Source organism: Blautia sp. DFI.9.10, from assembly GCF_024461705.1.
GTDB lineage: Bacteria > Bacillota > Clostridia > Lachnospirales > Lachnospiraceae > Blautia_A > Blautia_A fusiformis.
Window position 1 is genome coordinate 172,649 of the sequence record NZ_JANGAA010000002.1, and the last position, 16,430, is coordinate 189,078.

Annotated in this window: 20 protein-coding genes and 1 pseudogene; 20 read left to right on the forward strand and 1 reads right to left on the reverse strand. The window is 46.2% G+C overall.

Annotated features, from left to right (window positions below; all coding sequences use genetic code 11):
• The first annotated feature begins 51 nt into the window (after nucleotides 1-51).
• The 19 genes and pseudogenes from NE671_RS01965 to NE671_RS02055 all read left to right on the forward strand — a co-directional run bounded on the left by NE671_RS01965 (nucleotide 52) and on the right by NE671_RS02055 (nucleotide 14,975).
• Nucleotides 52-342: a nucleotidyltransferase family protein gene (locus NE671_RS01965; RefSeq protein WP_021650318.1), complete on the forward strand. Its 291-nt coding sequence runs from the start codon at nucleotides 52-54 to the stop codon at nucleotides 340-342.
• Nucleotides 329-739: an HI0074 family nucleotidyltransferase substrate-binding subunit gene (locus NE671_RS01970; RefSeq protein ID WP_022426615.1), complete on the forward strand. Its 411-nt coding sequence runs from the start codon at nucleotides 329-331 to the stop codon at nucleotides 737-739. Before NE671_RS01965 ends, NE671_RS01970 begins: the two co-directional genes overlap by 14 nt.
• A gap of 320 nt (nucleotides 740-1,059) precedes the next feature.
• Entirely contained in the window at nucleotides 1,060-1,623 is a 564-nt protein-coding gene (locus NE671_RS01975) for a metal-dependent transcriptional regulator (protein WP_022426616.1), read from the forward strand.
• Nucleotides 1,624-1,674: 51 nt separating this feature from the next.
• Nucleotides 1,675-1,845: pseudogene (locus NE671_RS15995) on the forward strand (ABC transporter ATP-binding protein); the annotation flags it as partial.
• A 106-nt stretch (nucleotides 1,846-1,951) separates the two neighbouring features.
• Entirely contained in the window at nucleotides 1,952-2,419 is a 468-nt protein-coding gene (locus NE671_RS01985) for a DUF3990 domain-containing protein (protein WP_022426617.1), read from the forward strand.
• On the forward strand, nucleotides 2,403-2,843 hold the full coding sequence (locus tag NE671_RS01990; protein ID WP_021650313.1) for a hypothetical protein: 441 nt from the start codon (nucleotides 2,403-2,405) through the stop codon (nucleotides 2,841-2,843). The genes NE671_RS01985 and NE671_RS01990 overlap by 17 nt, the downstream gene beginning before the upstream one ends.
• 171 nt (nucleotides 2,844-3,014) lie before the next feature.
• Nucleotides 3,015-3,479, forward strand: a complete 465-nt coding sequence (rimP, locus tag NE671_RS01995; protein ID WP_021650312.1) for a ribosome maturation factor RimP — start codon at nucleotides 3,015-3,017, stop codon at nucleotides 3,477-3,479.
• Nucleotides 3,480-3,520: 41 nt separating this feature from the next.
• Nucleotides 3,521-4,714 carry a transcription termination factor NusA gene (nusA, locus tag NE671_RS02000; protein WP_110102010.1) on the forward strand — a complete coding sequence of 398 codons (1,194 nt, stop codon included), beginning with the start codon at nucleotides 3,521-3,523 and terminating at the stop codon, nucleotides 4,712-4,714.
• A complete protein-coding gene (rnpM, locus tag NE671_RS02005) occupies nucleotides 4,714-4,992 on the forward strand; it encodes an RNase P modulator RnpM (protein WP_015525795.1) in 279 nt (92 codons plus the stop codon). Before nusA ends, rnpM begins: the two co-directional genes overlap by 1 nt.
• Nucleotides 4,979-5,296 carry a L7Ae/L30e/S12e/Gadd45 family ribosomal protein gene (locus NE671_RS02010; RefSeq protein WP_021650310.1) on the forward strand — a complete coding sequence of 106 codons (318 nt, stop codon included), beginning with the start codon at nucleotides 4,979-4,981 and terminating at the stop codon, nucleotides 5,294-5,296. Before rnpM ends, NE671_RS02010 begins: the two co-directional genes overlap by 14 nt.
• Before the next feature lie 42 nt (nucleotides 5,297-5,338).
• Nucleotides 5,339-8,032, forward strand: a complete 2,694-nt coding sequence (gene infB, locus NE671_RS02015; RefSeq protein WP_256163589.1) for a translation initiation factor IF-2 — start codon at nucleotides 5,339-5,341, stop codon at nucleotides 8,030-8,032.
• Nucleotides 8,033-8,044: 12 nt separating this feature from the next.
• On the forward strand, nucleotides 8,045-8,413 hold the full coding sequence (gene rbfA / locus NE671_RS02020) for a 30S ribosome-binding factor RbfA (RefSeq protein WP_015525797.1): 369 nt from the start codon (nucleotides 8,045-8,047) through the stop codon (nucleotides 8,411-8,413).
• A gap of 9 nt (nucleotides 8,414-8,422) precedes the next feature.
• Nucleotides 8,423-9,379: a DHH family phosphoesterase gene (locus tag NE671_RS02025; protein WP_110102007.1), complete on the forward strand. Its 957-nt coding sequence runs from the start codon at nucleotides 8,423-8,425 to the stop codon at nucleotides 9,377-9,379.
• Between the two features lie 7 nt (nucleotides 9,380-9,386).
• Complete coding sequence (gene truB, locus NE671_RS02030; RefSeq protein ID WP_370816446.1) at nucleotides 9,387-10,277, forward strand: tRNA pseudouridine(55) synthase TruB; 891 nt, start codon at nucleotides 9,387-9,389, stop codon at nucleotides 10,275-10,277.
• 34 nt (nucleotides 10,278-10,311) lie between these two features.
• Complete coding sequence (locus tag NE671_RS02035; protein ID WP_015525800.1) at nucleotides 10,312-11,211, forward strand: bifunctional riboflavin kinase/FAD synthetase; 900 nt, start codon at nucleotides 10,312-10,314, stop codon at nucleotides 11,209-11,211.
• 155 nt (nucleotides 11,212-11,366) lie between these two features.
• The gene (gene rpsO, locus NE671_RS02040; RefSeq protein ID WP_015525801.1) at nucleotides 11,367-11,633 is read left to right on the forward strand and encodes a 30S ribosomal protein S15; all 267 of its coding nucleotides are present in this window, start codon (nucleotides 11,367-11,369) and stop codon (nucleotides 11,631-11,633) included.
• Nucleotides 11,634-11,830: 197 nt separating this feature from the next.
• Entirely contained in the window at nucleotides 11,831-13,924 is a 2,094-nt protein-coding gene (locus tag NE671_RS02045; RefSeq protein ID WP_015525802.1) for a polyribonucleotide nucleotidyltransferase, read from the forward strand.
• A 3-nt stretch (nucleotides 13,925-13,927) separates the two neighbouring features.
• Entirely contained in the window at nucleotides 13,928-14,419 is a 492-nt protein-coding gene (gene nrdG, locus NE671_RS02050; RefSeq protein ID WP_256163597.1) for an anaerobic ribonucleoside-triphosphate reductase activating protein, read from the forward strand.
• A 43-nt stretch (nucleotides 14,420-14,462) separates the two neighbouring features.
• The gene (locus tag NE671_RS02055; RefSeq protein ID WP_015525804.1) at nucleotides 14,463-14,975 is read left to right on the forward strand and encodes a deoxyuridine 5'-triphosphate nucleotidohydrolase; all 513 of its coding nucleotides are present in this window, start codon (nucleotides 14,463-14,465) and stop codon (nucleotides 14,973-14,975) included.
• A gap of 94 nt (nucleotides 14,976-15,069) precedes the next feature.
• Here the strand turns inward: NE671_RS02055 and NE671_RS02060 are convergent, their stop codons facing one another.
• The gene (locus tag NE671_RS02060) at nucleotides 15,070-15,444 is read right to left on the reverse strand and encodes a DUF1292 domain-containing protein (RefSeq protein ID WP_015525805.1); all 375 of its coding nucleotides are present in this window, start codon (nucleotides 15,442-15,444) and stop codon (nucleotides 15,070-15,072) included.
• Nucleotides 15,445-15,644: 200 nt separating this feature from the next.
• On the opposite strand from NE671_RS02060, the gene NE671_RS02065 reads away from it, so the two are divergent.
• Nucleotides 15,645-16,400, forward strand: a complete 756-nt coding sequence (locus tag NE671_RS02065) for an exodeoxyribonuclease III (protein WP_015525806.1) — start codon at nucleotides 15,645-15,647, stop codon at nucleotides 16,398-16,400.
• Nucleotides 16,401-16,430 lie beyond the last annotated feature (30 nt).

Genomic DNA, 16,430 nt, shown 5'->3' on the forward strand with positions numbered 1-16,430 from the left:
AACTGGCAGATAGGATATGATAGGGTTATATGAAAATGGGAGGCGTTAAAAATGCGATATGATCTTCCGGAAAGAGTTATAAGAGAACTATTTTCATTTGCCACAAAACATTCTGTCAGAAAGATCATCCTCTTTGGGTCCCGTGCAAGAGGAAACAATACAGAAAGAAGTGATGTAGATATTGCTGTATATGGAGGAGATTTTGATTCCTTTTACTGGGATATCAAAGAAAATATCCATTCACTTCTGATGTTTGATGTAATTAATGCAGATGCTTCAATTTCCGAAGAACTCAAAAAAGAAATTAAAAAGGATGGAGTTGTGATCTATGAAAAAGCTTGATAATTTTTCTAATTGTCTTACTATATTAAGAAATGCAGATTTCAAACTTGCGGATAACAACGATATTTACAGAACCGGCGTGATCGGACAGTTCAACCTGACTTTCGAGCTTGCCTGGAAAGCTCTTCAGGAGATCCTGCGACTCCACGGGGCAGAAGGAGCAGACACCGGTTCACCGAGAGAAATCCTGCAGCTTGGCTATAAGCTGGGCTTCGTAAACGATTCAGCAGTGTGGCTGCTCATGCTGAAAAAGCGTAACACATCTGTCCATATATATAATGAGCAGGAAGTAGATGAGATGATCCTGCTCATCCGCGACAGCTTTATTCCGGCTTTTGTGGCTCTTGAGAAAACATTGAGGGAGAAGCTGGCAGAAGCGGAGAGCGACTGGACGTAAATAAAGAGAATACAATTTTACAGAATATATACTTCCCACCGATCAGGTACAATTAACCCGACCGGTGGGGATTTTTTTGCCCTCTTGACAGAAATATGAGCCATCTTTTATAATGAGTTAGACTGAACTAACACAGCCGCAAATATAAAACAGGTTCAGAAAAAAACAATGACAAAAATAACATATGAATCCACAGAAGAGCTGGCCACAGCATACCCTTATCCAAAAGAGAAATCGAGGAAGACATACTGGAGGAGCTTTGCTCTCTTGCAAAAAAGGACGCCCTGATCGGAATCTCCGAGATTTGCGGGCGGATGAAGATGAGCAGACGGGAGGTTCTGGCCTGTCTGAAACAGTTGACCGCCCAGGGCTACGTAAAAATCGAAGAAAAAAACATCTGCGTCTGCCTCACAGAGCTGGGACGGATCCGGGGCGAGGAATGCCGCCATCGCCATGAAACCTTCACCCAGCTTCTGGAATATGTAGGAGTAGAAAGCCGCATTGCAGAAGAAGATGCCTGCCGCATGGAGCACGTGGTAAGCGATGAGACCGTGCAGCAGATCTGCAATTTTGTAAATTACGGAAGCACCTTTGAGCATGCTCTTCGGAACACAGACCTCAGATACCGCTATGAGCCGGGGGAATACTCCTTTCTCATGGGAATCTACTACATGGAAAAAACCTGTCCAAGAAGACTGGCCGGTGAATTTAAGAATTATAAAGAACAGATCCGCCTTCATGTAAAAAAAGAGGACAGCTATTTTGAACTGTTCTGCACAGCACCGGAGGAAAAAAACTGTTCTCTGGTATGTGGACCCAGAAACCGGCTGGGTAAAAGCCGAAGAAGAAAACGGAAATCCCCGGATCCCAACCGGCGTTTTTGAATACTTTATCCGGCATCAGGACCCCGTAGTGGAAGGAACCGCGCTGGTAGCCTTCTTCTGGACGAGCCAACCTCCAATCTGGATTCCCTGAACGAAGGCATCATCCTGAAATCCCTGAAGGAAGATAAAGCCAACCGTACCGTCGTGCTGGTGTCACACAGAACTTCTACGATGAAAGTAGCGGATGTGGTGTATGAGATGGAGAATGGGAGAGTGTCGTGATATAGATGCTCTTGTGAGAGTAAAATATATTGCGATTTTCGATACACATTTGTTATAATAGCTCCAGGAAACTATTGTGTTAAGTCCAATCTGAAAAGGAGTGCATATGACTTTATATCATGGAAGTAAAGATATAGTAGAGTATCCGGAAATCAGAAAAGCCCGATTTAACAAAGATTTCTACTTTGGCTTCTATTGTACGAACATCGAAAAACAGGCAGAACGGTGGGCGACAAGGTATGGAGAAAAGGGATACATTAACAGGTACGAGTATACAGAAAATACAGAATTAAAAATTCTTAGATTTGAGAAAATGACAGAAGAATGGCTGGACTTTATTATTTCCTGTCGAAGTGGACAAGCACATCAGTATGATATTGTGGAAGGACCGATGGCAGATGATACGATCTACAATTACCTGCAAAACTATCTGGATGGTAAGATCTCAAGATCTGCTTTCTGGGAACTGGTAAAATTTAAGTACCCCACACATCAGATCAGTTTTCATACAGTTTCGGCATTGGATACTTTGGAATTTGCAGGAAGTGAGGTCGTATATGGCGAAAAAAAATAATAACAATTTATTTTTTACCTGTAGCCTGATTGAGTATATAGGACGAAACAGAAAACAACATCGGCGGGAAATCACAGATTATCTTGGCAGAGAAAACATAAAGAGAATATACGATTATGCGGATGTATTTCACTGTGAGCCAATACAAAAAGTTGCAGCAGAGTTTATGGAGCAATGCAATATTCCAGAAGGAAAATTTGACAATGTATCCATGTGCAGATATACGGTTCCGGATTACTGGGATATTGGAGAAGTATATGAGCGATTAATAGAAGACATATATGATGATGCGGAAATCGAAAAAGGAATATGGGATATTTATCATTCCTGGATTGATGCACATATTTCGGACTATAATACAGATTTTTATTATCAGCCGAGAGATTATATAGCAGCATGCTATAAAGCGGGAGAAATCCTGTAAAAGATAAACAGAAATTCAAATCGCAATTAATACTTGCATTTAACAGACATTGGTGTTACAATGAACGAAACTAAGAACTTGTTGGCATAGGAGTGGGCGAGAGCCCGCTCCTATTTGTTGAGAAGGAATTTGTTCAGAAATAGGCAGAAATAGGAAAGGCAGGTGGGAAGCATGAGCAGACGGGAAGAATATGAACAGAAGACAGAGGCGATCCTTACACCGATCGTGGAGTCCAGGGGCTTTGAACTGGTAGATGTGGAGTATGTCAAGGAAGCCGGAACCTGGTATCTCAGAGGCTATATCGACAAACCGGGCGGAATCACAGTCAATGACTGCGAGGACGTAAGCCGTGCATTCAGCGATATACTGGATGAGCAGGATTTCATCGAGGACAGCTACATTATGGAGATCAGTTCTCCGGGACTTGACCGGCCTCTTAAAAAAGAAAAAGACTTTAAGAGAAGCCTTGGCAAGCTGGTGGAGATCCGTACCTACCGGCCCATCGAGAAACAGAAAGAATTCTGCGGTATTTTAAATGCATATGATAGTAACAGTGTGACAATCGATGAAGACGGCACAGAACGTACCTTTGATAAAAAAGATATTGCCCTGATTCGTCTTGCGATCGAATTCTAAAAGAGAATCGAATCTGTAAAATTCAGGAGGAAAAAAGAAAAATGAGCAGAGATTTAAGAGATGCGCTGGACGTTCTCGAAAAAGAGAAAAACATCAGTAAGGATACACTGCTGGAGGCAATTGAGCAGTCACTGATCCAGGCATGTAAGAACCATTTCGGAAAGGCAGATAACGTTCACGTTATGATCGATCCGGAGACCTGTGACTTCAGTGTTTACGCTGACAGAACTGTTGTAGAGCATGTGGAGGATCCGGCGCTGGAGATTTCTCTGGTGGATGCACAGAAAACAAACACGAACGCAGAGATCGGTGATGTTATGAAGGTTGAGATCCAGTCCAAGGAATTCGGACGTATCGCAACCCAGAATGCAAAGAATGTCATTCTTCAGAAAATCCGTGAGGAAGAGCGTAAAGTTCTTTACGATCAGTATTATGGAATCGAAAAAGAAGTGGTAACCGGTATTGTTCAGAGAGTAATGGGCAAAAATGTCAGCATCAACCTTGGTAAGGCAGACGCAGTACTTACAGAGAACGAACAGGTAAAGGGTGAGACCTTCCAGCCAACTGAGCGAGTAAAAGTTTACATTCTTGAAGTTAAGGATACACCGAAGGGACCGCGTATCCTGGTTTCCAGAACACATCCCGGTCTTGTAAAGAGACTTTTCGAGTCCGAGGTTGCAGAGGTAAGAGACGGTACCGTTGAGATCAAGAGCATTGCCCGTGAGGCAGGCTCCCGTACCAAGATCGCTGTATGGAGCAACGATCCGGATGTAGATGCTGTGGGAGCATGCGTTGGTATGAACGGTGCACGTGTAGGTGCAGTTGTTAACGAGCTTCACGGTGAGAAGATCGATATCATCAACTGGGATGAGAACCCGGCGATCCTTATCGAGAATGCATTAAGTCCTGCAAAGGTTATCGCAGTTATGGCTGACCCGGATGAAAAGACCGCACTGGTCGTAGTTCCGGATTACCAGCTTTCCCTTGCTATCGGTAAGGAAGGACAGAACGCACGTCTTGCTGCAAGACTTACAGGCTTCAAGATCGACATCAAGAGCGAGACACAGGCAAGAGAGTCCGGTGACTTCTACGATGATTACGATGAGGAACACGAGGAAGCAGAGGAAGAAATGACAGAAGAGGCTGTTTCCGAAGAGCTTGAAGAAACAGAGGAAGATACAGAAGAGACAGAAACAGAAGCTGAAGAAACAGCAGATGGAGATGCCGAAGAATAATGAAAACGAGAACCAAGATTCCCATGCGTCAGTGTACCGGCTGCAGGGAAATGAAAAGCAAAAAGGAAATGATACGAGTTCTCAGGACATCAGAGAATGAGATCATCCTGGACGCTACAGGTAAGAAAAACGGACGCGGCGCATACCTTTGTTTCTCAGAGGAATGCCTGGAAAAGGCTATCAAAAACCATGGCCTGGAGCGTTCCTTGAAAATGGCAGTTCCGGATGAAGTGTATCAGAACCTCAAAAAGGAGTTTGGATCAATTGAAAAACAATAAGGTTTTATCACTCATCGGACTTGCGACAAAAGCAGGAAAAACAGTGAGCGGAGAATTTTCCACAGAGAAATCCGTAAAAACAGGAAAAGGTTTCCTGGCACTGGTGGCAGATGATGCCTCCGAAAACACAAAAAAGAAATTTCGGAATATGTGTACCTATTATGAAGTTCCGTTATATTTCCTTTCAGACAAAGAGAGCCTGGGCAGAGCAATGGGCAAAGAATTCCGTGCCAGCCTTGCCGTGCAGGACGAAAATTTTGCAAAGGCGATCATGAAGGCGCTGGAAAAAGAATCCGGCAGATAACCTGCATGATACAGGCGTCTGTAAGGAGGTTTGACGATAGAAATGATAAAAGATAAATTCAACAGATCGGGAAAGGAGCAATATAGACAATTGGATACTCCAAAAACAGAAGAAAAGACAACAACGGTGAATACAGAGGGTAACAAATCTGAAGCACCGAAAAAGAAAAAAAATATCATCCGTGTATTTCATGCACAGAATGCCAGCGATGGCGGTAAAGGAAGAAGAAAACCGGCAGCAGGCGAGAGAAAGGGACCGGCACGTCCACAGAACGGCGGTCAGAGAAGCGCAGGAGCAAACACAAGAAATGGTGAGTCCGGTGAGCAGAGAAACGGTCAGAGTGGTCAGAATCGTACTCAGGGCGGAAGACCGCAGGGCAACCGTCCGGAAGGAAGAAGAGACGGAAATCGTGACGGAAGAACCTTCGAGGGAAGAAGAGACGGCGGAAATCGTTTTGGCGGAAACCGTTCCCAGAATGGTGAGGGACGTCCGGCAAGACAGGGCGAGGGAAACAGAGGCACACGTCAGAATGACGGAAGAGGCGGAAGCCGTTTCGGCGGTGGAGCAAACCGTGGCCAGGGAGGTCAGGGCGGAAGCTTTGAAGGAAGAAGAGACGGAGGAAATCGTTTCGGCGGTGGAGCAAACCGTGGCCAGGGAGGCCAGGGCGGACGTTCCGAAGGCGGAAGAAGCGGAGACAACCGTTTCAGCGGAGCAAACCGTGGTGGCCAGGGCGGCGGACAGCGTCCGGGACAGAGAAGAAGCGGTGGCTCTTCAGATGCTGTATTCACTCCGGAGCTGACCAAGACATCCAAGGACAGCAAGCGTGAGCGTGACAGAGAGAATAAGAACAAGAAGAAAGAATTCGAGAAAGGTACCCAGGGCGGACGCAGACCAAATCAGGGCGGACGCAGACCGAATTCCAGAATCCCGAAAGCACTTCAGAAACCGAATCCACAGCCGAAGCAGGAAGAGAAGAAACCGGAGATCAAGGAGATCACCATTCCGGAGAAGCTTACTATCCGTGAGCTTGCGGACGCGATGAAGATGCAGCCGTCAGTGATCGTTAAGAAGCTTTTCATGGAAGGTGTCATGGTAACCGTAAACCAGGAGATCGATTTTGAAAAGGCAGAGGAGATCGCACTTGGCTTTGATATCATTGCTGAGAAGGAAGAAAAGGTGGATGTGATCGCAGAGCTCCTCAAAGAGGACGAAGAGGATGAGGATGATATGGTTCCGAGACCTCCGGTAGTCTGTGTTATGGGTCACGTTGACCATGGTAAAACATCTCTTCTGGATGCCATCCGTAATACAAACGTAACCAGAGGCGAGGCCGGCGGAATCACACAGCACATCGGTGCTTACGTGGTAAATATCAAAGGTCAGAAGATCACATTCCTGGATACACCGGGACATGAGGCGTTCACAGCTATGCGTATGCGTGGTGCCAACGCTACAGATATCGCAGTTCTGGTCGTTGCCGCAGACGATGGTGTAATGCCGCAGACAGTAGAGGCGATCAGCCATGCAAAGGCAGCCGGTGTTGAGATCATCGTTGCCATCAATAAGATCGATAAACCAAGTGCAAATGTAGAGCGTGTAAAACAGGAGCTTTCCGAGTATGAACTGATTCCTGAGGACTGGGGCGGAAGCACCATCTTTGTTCCGGTATCCGCACATACAGGAGAAGGAATTGAGAATCTTCTTGAGATGATTCTTCTTACTGCTGAGGTTTCCGAGCTCAAAGCCAATCCGAACCGTGAGGCAAGAGGTCTTGTTATTGAGGCTCAGCTTGATAAAGGTAAAGGACCGGTTGCTACCATCCTTGTTCAGAAGGGTACTCTTCATGTGGGAGACTTTATTGCCGCAGGTGCATGCAATGGTAAGGTACGTGCAATGATGGATGATAAGGGACGTCGTGTAAAAGAGGCAGGTCCGTCTACTCCGGTTGAGATCCTCGGACTTGGTGATGTTCCTAATGCAGGTGAGATCCTGATGTCCTTTGAGAGCGATAAAGAAGCCAAGAACTTTGCAGGCGCATTCGTTACAGAGAACAAGAGCCGTCTTCTCGAGGAGACCAAAGGCAAGCTTTCTCTGGATAACCTGTTTGACCAGATCCAGGCCAGCGATCTTAAGGAGCTTCCGATCATCGTCAAGGCCGATGTACAGGGATCTGTTGAGGCTGTTAAACAGAGCCTTACCAAGCTTTCCAACGAGGAAGTTATCGTTAAGGTGATCCATGGTGGTGTAGGTGCCATCAATGAGTCTGATGTCAGCCTTGCTGCAACATCCAATGCGATCATCATCGGCTTTAATGTACGTCCGGATACTACAGCAAAACAGCTTGCTGAGCAGGAGGGCGTTGACCTTCGACTTTATAAAGTCATTTATCAGGCGATCGAGGATGTAGAGGCAGCTATGAAGGGTATGCTGGATCCTGTATTCGAGGAGAAGGTTATCGGTCACGCAGAAGTTCGTCAGCTGTTCAAGGCATCCGGTGTCGGAACCATCGCAGGAAGCTATGTGCTGGATGGTACATTCCAGCGTAACTGTAAGGTTCGTATCACACGAGGTGAGGACCAGATCTTTGAGGGTGAGCTTGCATCCTTGAAGAGATTTAAGGATGATGTCAAGGAAGTTCGTGCCGGATATGAGTGCGGTCTTGTATTTAATGACTTTAATGATGTCAAAGAAGAAGATAAAGTCGAAGCATATATCATGGTAGAGGTACCAAGATAGGAGTGATTCGTAATGAGAAAAAACAGCATTAAAAATACACGTGTGAATGGTGCAGTTCAAAAAGAACTCAGCACCATCATACACAGCGAGATCAAGGACCCCAGAATTCATCCGATGACTTCTGTGACAGCTGTTGAGGTGGCACCGGATCTTAAGACCTGCAAAGCTTACATCAGTGTGCTGGGCGAGAAACAGGCCAAGGATTCCACCCTCCGGGGCTTAAAGAATGCAGAGGGCTATGTTCGGAGAGAACTGGCCAGAAGACTGAATCTCCGCAATACACCGGAGATCCGTTTTGTTCTGGATGAGTCTATTGAATATGGTGTAAATATGTCAAAGAAGATCAATGACGTAATGAGTGGGATGGAAACAGAGGAATAGGTGGAAAAAATGAAAAACATTTCAGAAATACTGGAAAATGTAAAAACCGTTGGCATTGGCGGTCACATCCGTCCGGATGGGGACTGCATTGGTTCCTGTATGGCTCTGTATCTCTATATCCGGAAATATTTTCCTGATATAGAAGCAGATGTTTATCTGGAAGACCGGAAACCTGTATTTGATTACATTGACAGAATGGATGAGGTTAAGACAGAAGCAGAAGAAGATAAGGTGTATGATCTTTTTATCACCTGTGATGTCAGCGCACTGGACAGGCTTGCTGTTGCCCGGAAATATTTCGATGCAGCAAAAAAGACAGCCTGCATTGATCATCATGTGAGCAATAACGGATTTGCGGATGTCAATCATGTAAGAGGCGAGATCAGCTCTGCCAGCGAAGTTCTTTACGGACTTCTGGATTCAGACAAGATCGATCGTTCCATTGCGGTTCCTATTTATACAGGAATGGCACATGATACCGGCGTGTTCCAGTATTCTTCCACAACACCGGAAACCATGAGGATCGCCGGAGAACTGATGAAAACAGGATTTGATTTCAGCAGGATCATCGATGAGTCCTTTTACCAGAAAACATATCTTCAGAATCAGGTCATGGGACGTGTCCTGGCAGAGAGTATTCTCCTTCAGGGCGGTAAGTGTGTGGTCGGATATCTGAAAAAACGGGAGATGGATTTCTACAGTGTGGAAGGAAAGGATCTGGAGGGAATCGTGAGCCAGCTCCGTCTGACTGCTGGTGTGGAGGTTGCGATCTTTATCTATGAGATGCAGACGCAGTTCTTTAAGGTATCTCTCCGTTCCAATGGTAAGGTGGATGTAAGCAAGATTGCCGTATTTTTCGGAGGCGGCGGACATGTGCGTGCAGCCGGCTGTGATATGCAGGGCTCCATGTACGATGTGATCAACAACCTTACCGCTGAAATTGAAAAACAGCTTGCAGAGGAGTAAAGATAAGATCATGGACGGAATACTTGTGATCCGAAAGGAAAAAGGTTATACCTCTCATGATGTTGTTGCAAAGCTGCGTGGGATTCTCCACATGAAAAAGATCGGCCATACCGGGACTCTGGATCCGGCAGCAGAGGGAGTACTTCCTGTTGCACTGGGCAAGGGGACCCGGTTGGTGGAGCTTCTTACAGAAAAAGAAAAAACATATGAGGCGGTTTTAAGGCTGGGAGTTTCCACAGATACCCAGGACATGACCGGAGCTGTTCTTTCTGAGAAACCTGTTACCGTCACGGAAGAGGAAGTCCGTGAGGCAGTGGGATCCTTTGTGGGAGAACAGCAGCAGGTTCCTCCTATGTATTCGGCCCTGAAGGTAAACGGAAAGAAGCTTTACGAACTGGCCAGAGAAGGAAAAACCATAGAGCGTAAGCCGCGCCCTGTGGTTTTTTATGAGATAAGGATACTGGATATGGAGCTTCCGCTGGTACGCATAAGCGTTACCTGTAGCAAGGGCACCTATATCCGTACACTTTGCAATGACATCGGAGAAAAATTAGGCTGCGGCGGAGCCATGGAAGAGCTGCTTCGGACCAGGTCCGGAAATTTCACTCTGGAAGAGAGCATGACACTTTCCCAGGTGGAGGAGGCGGTTGCCGATGGGACCATCGGGGAAAAGCTTGTTTCCATCGAGGATGTACTTTCCATGTATCCGGTCCTTACCTGTACACCGGAGGGAGACAGGCTTCTAAATAATGGAAACCCGCTTCCGGAGGAACTGGTACAGGGAGGCAGCAGGGAAGAAAAAGTCCGGATGTATAAAAGCAGCGGAAATTTCACAGGAATATACGGCTGGGATGAAAGAAAACAGAAATACGTACCCATCCGCATGTTTTTTGTATGACACTTTATAAAAACTTGCAGGAGCAGCAGAAGATATGGAATACTTGAAGATCGACGGAGAATTTCCGCGCCTTTCAAAGAGTGCGGTGACACTTGGAAAATTTGACGGCATACACCGTGGACACCAGAAACTGGTGGAGAAGATCCTGGAACAGAAAGAAAAAGGTCTGCAGACAGTCCTTTTTTCTCTTGGCATCGGCAGTCAGATGATCTTTACAAAAGAGGAACGATGTCAGCTTCTTGAGAAAGCAGGCGTGGATGTGCTGATCGAATGTCCGCTGGATAACCGGATCCGTCATATGAAGGCAGAAACCTTTGTTAAAGAGATCCTGGTGGGAGATCTTCAGGCGGAGCATGTTGCAGTGGGAGAAGATTTCAGGTTCGGGTATGAACGCAAGGGAACACCACAGCTTCTGGAGACTATGGGAAGGAAGCTTGGCTTTACTGTGGATGTTGTTCCGAAAGAAATGGAAGGCCGCAGAAAGATCAGCAGTACATTTATCCGTGAGGAACTGAAAAAGGGAAATATGGAAAAGGTTAATGATCTGCTGGGAATCCCCTTTTTTGTGGACGGTGTGATCGAACATGGAAGAGGAATGGGACATAAGGTCCTTCTTCCCACTACCAATATCGTTCCTGCAAAAGAAAAGCTGATGCCGCCAAATGGCGTTTATGATACAGTGTCCCATTTTAAGGACAGAACCCTTTGCGGGATCACAAACGTAGGATATAAGCCAACCATCGGAGAGAAATTCCTGGGTGTTGAGACCTATCTTTTTGACTGTGAGGAGGATCTGTACGGAGAGCCCTGCAGAGTGGAATTCTTTCATTATTCCAGACCGGAGAAGCGCTTTTCGTCCATAGAAGCACTAAAGCAGCAGCTCCTGAAGGATGCAGAAAAGGGAAAGGCTTATTTCCGCAGTCTCGAAAAATAAAAACTTTCGGGAAAAACTTTTCGAAAAAACAGTTTACAGGTCAGAAACCGTGTGCTATACTGTTCGAGGTGAAAAAAGCCAGTATTCAGAAGCCGGAGACTCCGACCACTTCTTAATACCCGGCGTTTAATTAAAATTTCAAGGAGGAAACAACAATGATTTCTAAAGAGAAGAAAACAGCGATCATGAAAGAGTATGCAAGAACAGAGGGTGACACAGGTTCACCGGAGGTTCAGGTTGCAGTTCTTACAGCAAGAATCCAGGAGCTCACAGAGCATCTTAAAACACATCACAAAGATCATCATTCCAGAAGAGGTCTTCTGAAAATGGTAGGTCAGAGACGTGGCCTTCTTGCTTATCTTAAGAAAACAGACATCGAAAGATACCGTGCACTGATTGAGAAATTAGGTTTAAGAAAATAATTGCTACGGGAGGGGCGGATGATTCCATCCGCCCCATTTTAACATGTGTGATAAACACAGACGGAATTACCGCAGGAGTGATTTCCGAGACTACTGAAAAGCCCATTTCCGGTCGAGATCTTTTTCAAAGGAAGTGGTCTTTTCAGTTGTTTCGGGCTCCTGTCAGATATTAATATAATAAGAAAAGGAGAACGAATATGTACAAAAGTTATTCCATGGAACTTGCAGGAAGAACACTGACTGTAGATATCGGACGTGTAGCAAAACAGGCCAATGGTGCTGCTCTTATGCACTATGGTGATACTACAGTCCTTGCTACTGCTACCGCATCCAAAGAGCCGAGAGAAGGGATCGATTTCTTCCCGTTAAGCGTTGAGTATGAGGAGAAGATGTATGCAGTAGGAAAGATCCCGGGAGGCTTCAACAAGAGAGAGGGTAAGGCAAGCGAGCATGCAATCCTTACATCCCGTGTTATCGACCGTCCGATGCGTCCGCTGTTTCCAAAGGATTACAGAAATGACGTAACTCTGGTAGATATGGTTATGTCTGTTGATCCGGAATGCAATCCGGAGATCCCGGCTATGCTTGGTTCTTCCATTGCAACCTGTATTTCTGATATCCCATTTGACGGTCCATGCGCAACCACACAGGTTGGTATGATCGACGGCGAGTTTATCATCAACCCGACACTTGCACAGAAGGCAGTTTCTGATCTTCAGCTTACGGTTGCTTCTACAAGAGAGAAGGTTATCATGATCGAGGCCGGAGCTAATGAGATTCCGGAAGATAAGATGATCGAGGCTATCTACAAGGCTCATGAAGTGAACCAGGAGATCATCAAATTCATCGACCAGATCGTAGCAGAGTGCGGAAAAGAGAAACATTCCTACGAGTCCTGTGCAGTACCTCAGGAGCTTTTTGATGAGATCAAGAAGATCGTTCCTCCGGAAGAGATGGAGGTTGCCGTATTCTCTGACGACAAGCAGACACGTGAGAATAACATCAGCGAGATCACTGATAAGCTGAAAGAAGCTTTTGCAGACAATGAGGAATGGCTTGCCGTTCTCGGTGAGGCTGTATATCAGTACCAGAAGAAGACTGTCCGCAAGATGATCCTCAAAGATCATAAACGTCCGGATGGACGTGAGATCAGACAGATCCGCCCGCTGGCTGCAGAGACAGATATCATCCCGAGAGTTCATGGTTCTGCCATGTTCACAAGAGGACAGACTCAGATCTGTACCGTTACTACACTTGCTCCTCTTACAGAGGCACAGCGTCTTGACGGACTGGATGAGTTTGAGACATCCAAGAGATATATGCACCACTACAACTTCCCGTCCTACTCTGTAGGTGAGACCAAGCCTTCCAGAGGACCGGGACGTCGTGAGATCGGTCACGGAGCACTTGCTGAGAGAGCACTGGTACCGGTACTTCCTACAGAGGAAGAATTCCCATATGCGATCCGTACCGTATCTGAGACATTTGAGTCCAACGGCTCCACATCCCAGGCAAGTATCTGTGCATCTACCATGTCACTGATGGCTGCCGGTGTACCGATCAGAAAACCGGTTGCAGGTATTTCCTGCGGACTTGTTACAGGTGAAACAGACGATGATTACATCGTTCTTACAGATATCCAGGGCCTTGAGGACTTCTTCGGAGATATGGACTTCAAGGTAGCCGGAACACATGACGGAATCACAGCGATCCAGATGGATATCAAGATCCATGGTCTTACAAGACCGATCGTTGAGGAAGCGATCCGCAGAACAAAAGAGGCAAGAGAATATATCCTGACAGAAGTTATGGAGAAATGTATCGACAAGCCTCGTACAACTGTTGGGGAGTTTGCTCCGAAGATCATCCAGATCCAGATCGACCCGCAGAAGATCGGTGATGTAGTCGGACAGAGAGGAAAGACTATCAACACGATCATCGAGCGTACAGGTGTGAAGATCGACATCACAGATGACGGCGCAGTTTCTATTTGCGGAACAGACCAGAAGGGTATGGATGAAGCAAAACGTATGATCGAGATCATCACTACCGAGTTTGAGGCAGGACAGATCTTTACAGGACGCGTAGTCAGCATCAAAGAGTTTGGCGCATTCCTTGAGTTTGCACCGGGCAAGGAGGGAATGGTACACATTTCCAAGATCTCCAAACAGAGGATCAACCGTGTTGAGGATGTTCTTACACTTGGCGACAAAGTTAAGGTTATCTGCCTTGGCAAGGACAAGATGGGAAGAATCAGCTTCAGCATGAAGGATGTACCGGAAGAAGCATAAATGATGAGATACCACAATATTACCAAGGACGATATGTTAAACGGAGACGGACTTCGTGTAGTGCTCTGGGTAGCCGGCTGTTCACACGGCTGCCGGGAGTGCCAGAATCCCATTACCTGGGATCCGAATGGAGGTCTGCCTTTTACGGACAGCGAGCGAGCTGAGATATTTGCAGAGCTGGACAAGGATTATATCAGCGGGATCACCTTCTCGGGAGGCGATCCTCTGCATCCTTCCAATATCGCTGAGGTAACAGCTCTTGCAAGAGAGATCAGAGAGAAGTATTCGGATAAGACGATCTGGCTGTATACGGGTTCTCTCTGGGAAGAAATCCAGCAGTACGAGATCATCCATTATCTGGATGTATGCGTGGACGGGGAATTTCAGGTGGACAAGAAAGAGGTTCGTCTGAAATGGAAAGGCTCCTCAAATCAGAGGGTGATCGATGTACAGGCGTCACTTCGTGAGAACCGTGTGGTTCTGTACACGGAGTGATCAGAGGTTTTTTTGAAATTACCTATTGGGAGTGGAACGAAAAATGAAAAGAATTGCGAAATTTCACAAGGTAAGTTTTGAACAGTTTGCAAAGGACTGGAAGGATACCTTTGAACAGTATTCAGAAGAGGAGATCCGGAATATCTACGACAGTCTGAAGCTTCCGAAGAGAGCTACGACCGGAAGTGCAGGATATGATTTTTATGCACCTGTGGATGTGACCATGAAGCCAGGTGAGATCGTAAAGATACCAACCGGTATCCGTGTAGAGATGGAAGAGGGCTGGGTTCTGAAATGTTATCCGAGAAGCGGACTGGGATTTAAATTCCGGCTGCAGTTGAATAACACAGTGGGAATCATTGACAGCGATTATTTCTTTTCCGACAACGAAGGTCATATCTTTGCCAAGCTGACTAACGATACAAGAGAAGATAAAACGATCCAGATCCCGGCAGGAACCGGTTTTATGCAGGGGATCTTTGTGGAATATGGAATCACCGTGGATGACGATGCAGATGCAGTAAGAAACGGCGGCTTCGGAAGTACCACAAAATAAAACAAAAGCCCGGAAGGCGGAGGTGTGAAGACCACATACATCCGATTTTCCGGGCTTGTTTTGTGTAGTTACTGCTTTCCGATAAATGCACTGTTTAGCTGAGAGGTGCGTCTGCCTCCTCGTCTGCACGTGCTTTTTCCACGACTGCGTTAAAGGCATTTGCGGCAGCGTCGTACTCTTCATCATCTTCAATGTTTGCCAGCATCGGATCGCCGTCTGCTGTGCGGGAGAAACTGTAGAGATAAACCTCACCGGTCTCATTCTGGCCGTTCTCATCCAGTGGGAGAAGTGCGATATATTCTTTGTTTTCTACAGGGAAAATAGTAAGGATGGCACATTCTACCTCAGTATCATCATCCATAGTCAGGGTGATGGTATGATGTGCCTCATCTACCTTGCTTTCACAGTTAGCTGTGCAGGAAGCGCAGTCGCTTGGTGCACATCCGCTTTTGTTAAATTCATCACTCATAAAAAAATCCTCCGTTCTGCTGCTGCCTGTAAATAAGGGGGCAACTCTGCATGATATAGAGAACATTTTAACAGATATGACGTAGAACAGCAACAAAATATTTGAGAGCCTGAGAAAACTTTCAAAATATTTTTTGCTTAATCCGACAATGTGAGATATAATAAAAATATGACGAAAAAATGAGGAGAAAATATAAAAATATGAAATTTATTTCCTGGAATGTAAATGGGATCCGGGCCTGTATCACCAAGGGCTTTGAGGAACGCTTTCATGAGCTGGATGCGGATATTTTCTGTCTGCAGGAGACGAAATGCCAGCAGGGACAGGTGAAGCTGGAACTTCCCGGATATCATCAGTACTGGAACTACGCAAACCGCAGAGGCTATTCAGGTACAGCCATTTTTACGAAGAGGGAGCCATTGTCTGCGGCTTACGGGATCGGGATAGAGGAGCATGATAAAGAAGGACGTGTCATCACGCTGGAATTCGATGAGTATTATTTTGTGACTGTATATACTCCCAACTCCCAGAGCGAGCTCCGCCGTCTGGAATACCGTATGAAATGGGAAGAGGATTTTTTGGCTTATCTTCTGAAACTGCAGGAGAAGAAACCGGTGATCTGCTGTGGCGATCTTAATGTGGCACATCAGGAGATCGATCTCAAGAACCCGAAGACCAACCGCAAAAATGCAGGCTTTACGGATGAAGAGAGAGCCTGCTTTACCAGAGCTCTTGAGAGTGGCTTTATTGATACATTCCGCTATTTTTACCCGGATAAAGAGGGCGTTTACTCCTGGTGGTCCTACCGTTTCCGTGCACGAGAGAAGAACGCCGGCTGGCGTATCGACTATTTCCTTGTTTCCCCTTCCCTGAAAGAAAAGCTTCAGGATGCGAAGATCCACGGAGAGATCATGGGATCTGATCATTGCCCGGTTGAGCTGGATATTGATCTGTGACGGATCCGGTGAAACGGATTTCCATGGATT

Coding starts and splice junctions, on each gene's coding strand:
- NE671_RS01965 (WP_021650318.1), top strand. CDS start 52: ATGCGATATGATCTTCCGGAAAGAGTTATAAGAGAACTATTTTCATTT.
- NE671_RS01970 (WP_022426615.1), top strand. CDS start 329: ATGAAAAAGCTTGATAATTTTTCTAATTGTCTTACTATATTAAGAAAT.
- NE671_RS01975 (WP_022426616.1), top strand. CDS start 1,060: ATGAGCAGACGGGAGGTTCTGGCCTGTCTGAAACAGTTGACCGCCCAG.
- NE671_RS01985 (WP_022426617.1), top strand. CDS start 1,952: ATGACTTTATATCATGGAAGTAAAGATATAGTAGAGTATCCGGAAATC.
- NE671_RS01990 (WP_021650313.1), top strand. CDS start 2,403: ATGGCGAAAAAAAATAATAACAATTTATTTTTTACCTGTAGCCTGATT.
- rimP (WP_021650312.1), top strand. CDS start 3,015: ATGAGCAGACGGGAAGAATATGAACAGAAGACAGAGGCGATCCTTACA.
- nusA (WP_110102010.1), top strand. CDS start 3,521: ATGAGCAGAGATTTAAGAGATGCGCTGGACGTTCTCGAAAAAGAGAAA.
- rnpM (WP_015525795.1), top strand. CDS start 4,714: ATGAAAACGAGAACCAAGATTCCCATGCGTCAGTGTACCGGCTGCAGG.
- infB (WP_256163589.1), top strand. CDS start 5,339: ATGATAAAAGATAAATTCAACAGATCGGGAAAGGAGCAATATAGACAA.
- rbfA (WP_015525797.1), top strand. CDS start 8,045: ATGAGAAAAAACAGCATTAAAAATACACGTGTGAATGGTGCAGTTCAA.
- NE671_RS02025 (WP_110102007.1), top strand. CDS start 8,423: ATGAAAAACATTTCAGAAATACTGGAAAATGTAAAAACCGTTGGCATT.
- NE671_RS02035 (WP_015525800.1), top strand. CDS start 10,312: ATGGAATACTTGAAGATCGACGGAGAATTTCCGCGCCTTTCAAAGAGT.
- rpsO (WP_015525801.1), top strand. CDS start 11,367: ATGATTTCTAAAGAGAAGAAAACAGCGATCATGAAAGAGTATGCAAGA.
- NE671_RS02045 (WP_015525802.1), top strand. CDS start 11,831: ATGTACAAAAGTTATTCCATGGAACTTGCAGGAAGAACACTGACTGTA.
- nrdG (WP_256163597.1), top strand. CDS start 13,928: ATGAGATACCACAATATTACCAAGGACGATATGTTAAACGGAGACGGA.
- NE671_RS02055 (WP_015525804.1), top strand. CDS start 14,463: ATGAAAAGAATTGCGAAATTTCACAAGGTAAGTTTTGAACAGTTTGCA.
- NE671_RS02060 (WP_015525805.1), bottom strand. CDS start 15,444: ATGAGTGATGAATTTAACAAAAGCGGATGTGCACCAAGCGACTGCGCT.
- NE671_RS02065 (WP_015525806.1), top strand. CDS start 15,645: ATGAAATTTATTTCCTGGAATGTAAATGGGATCCGGGCCTGTATCACC.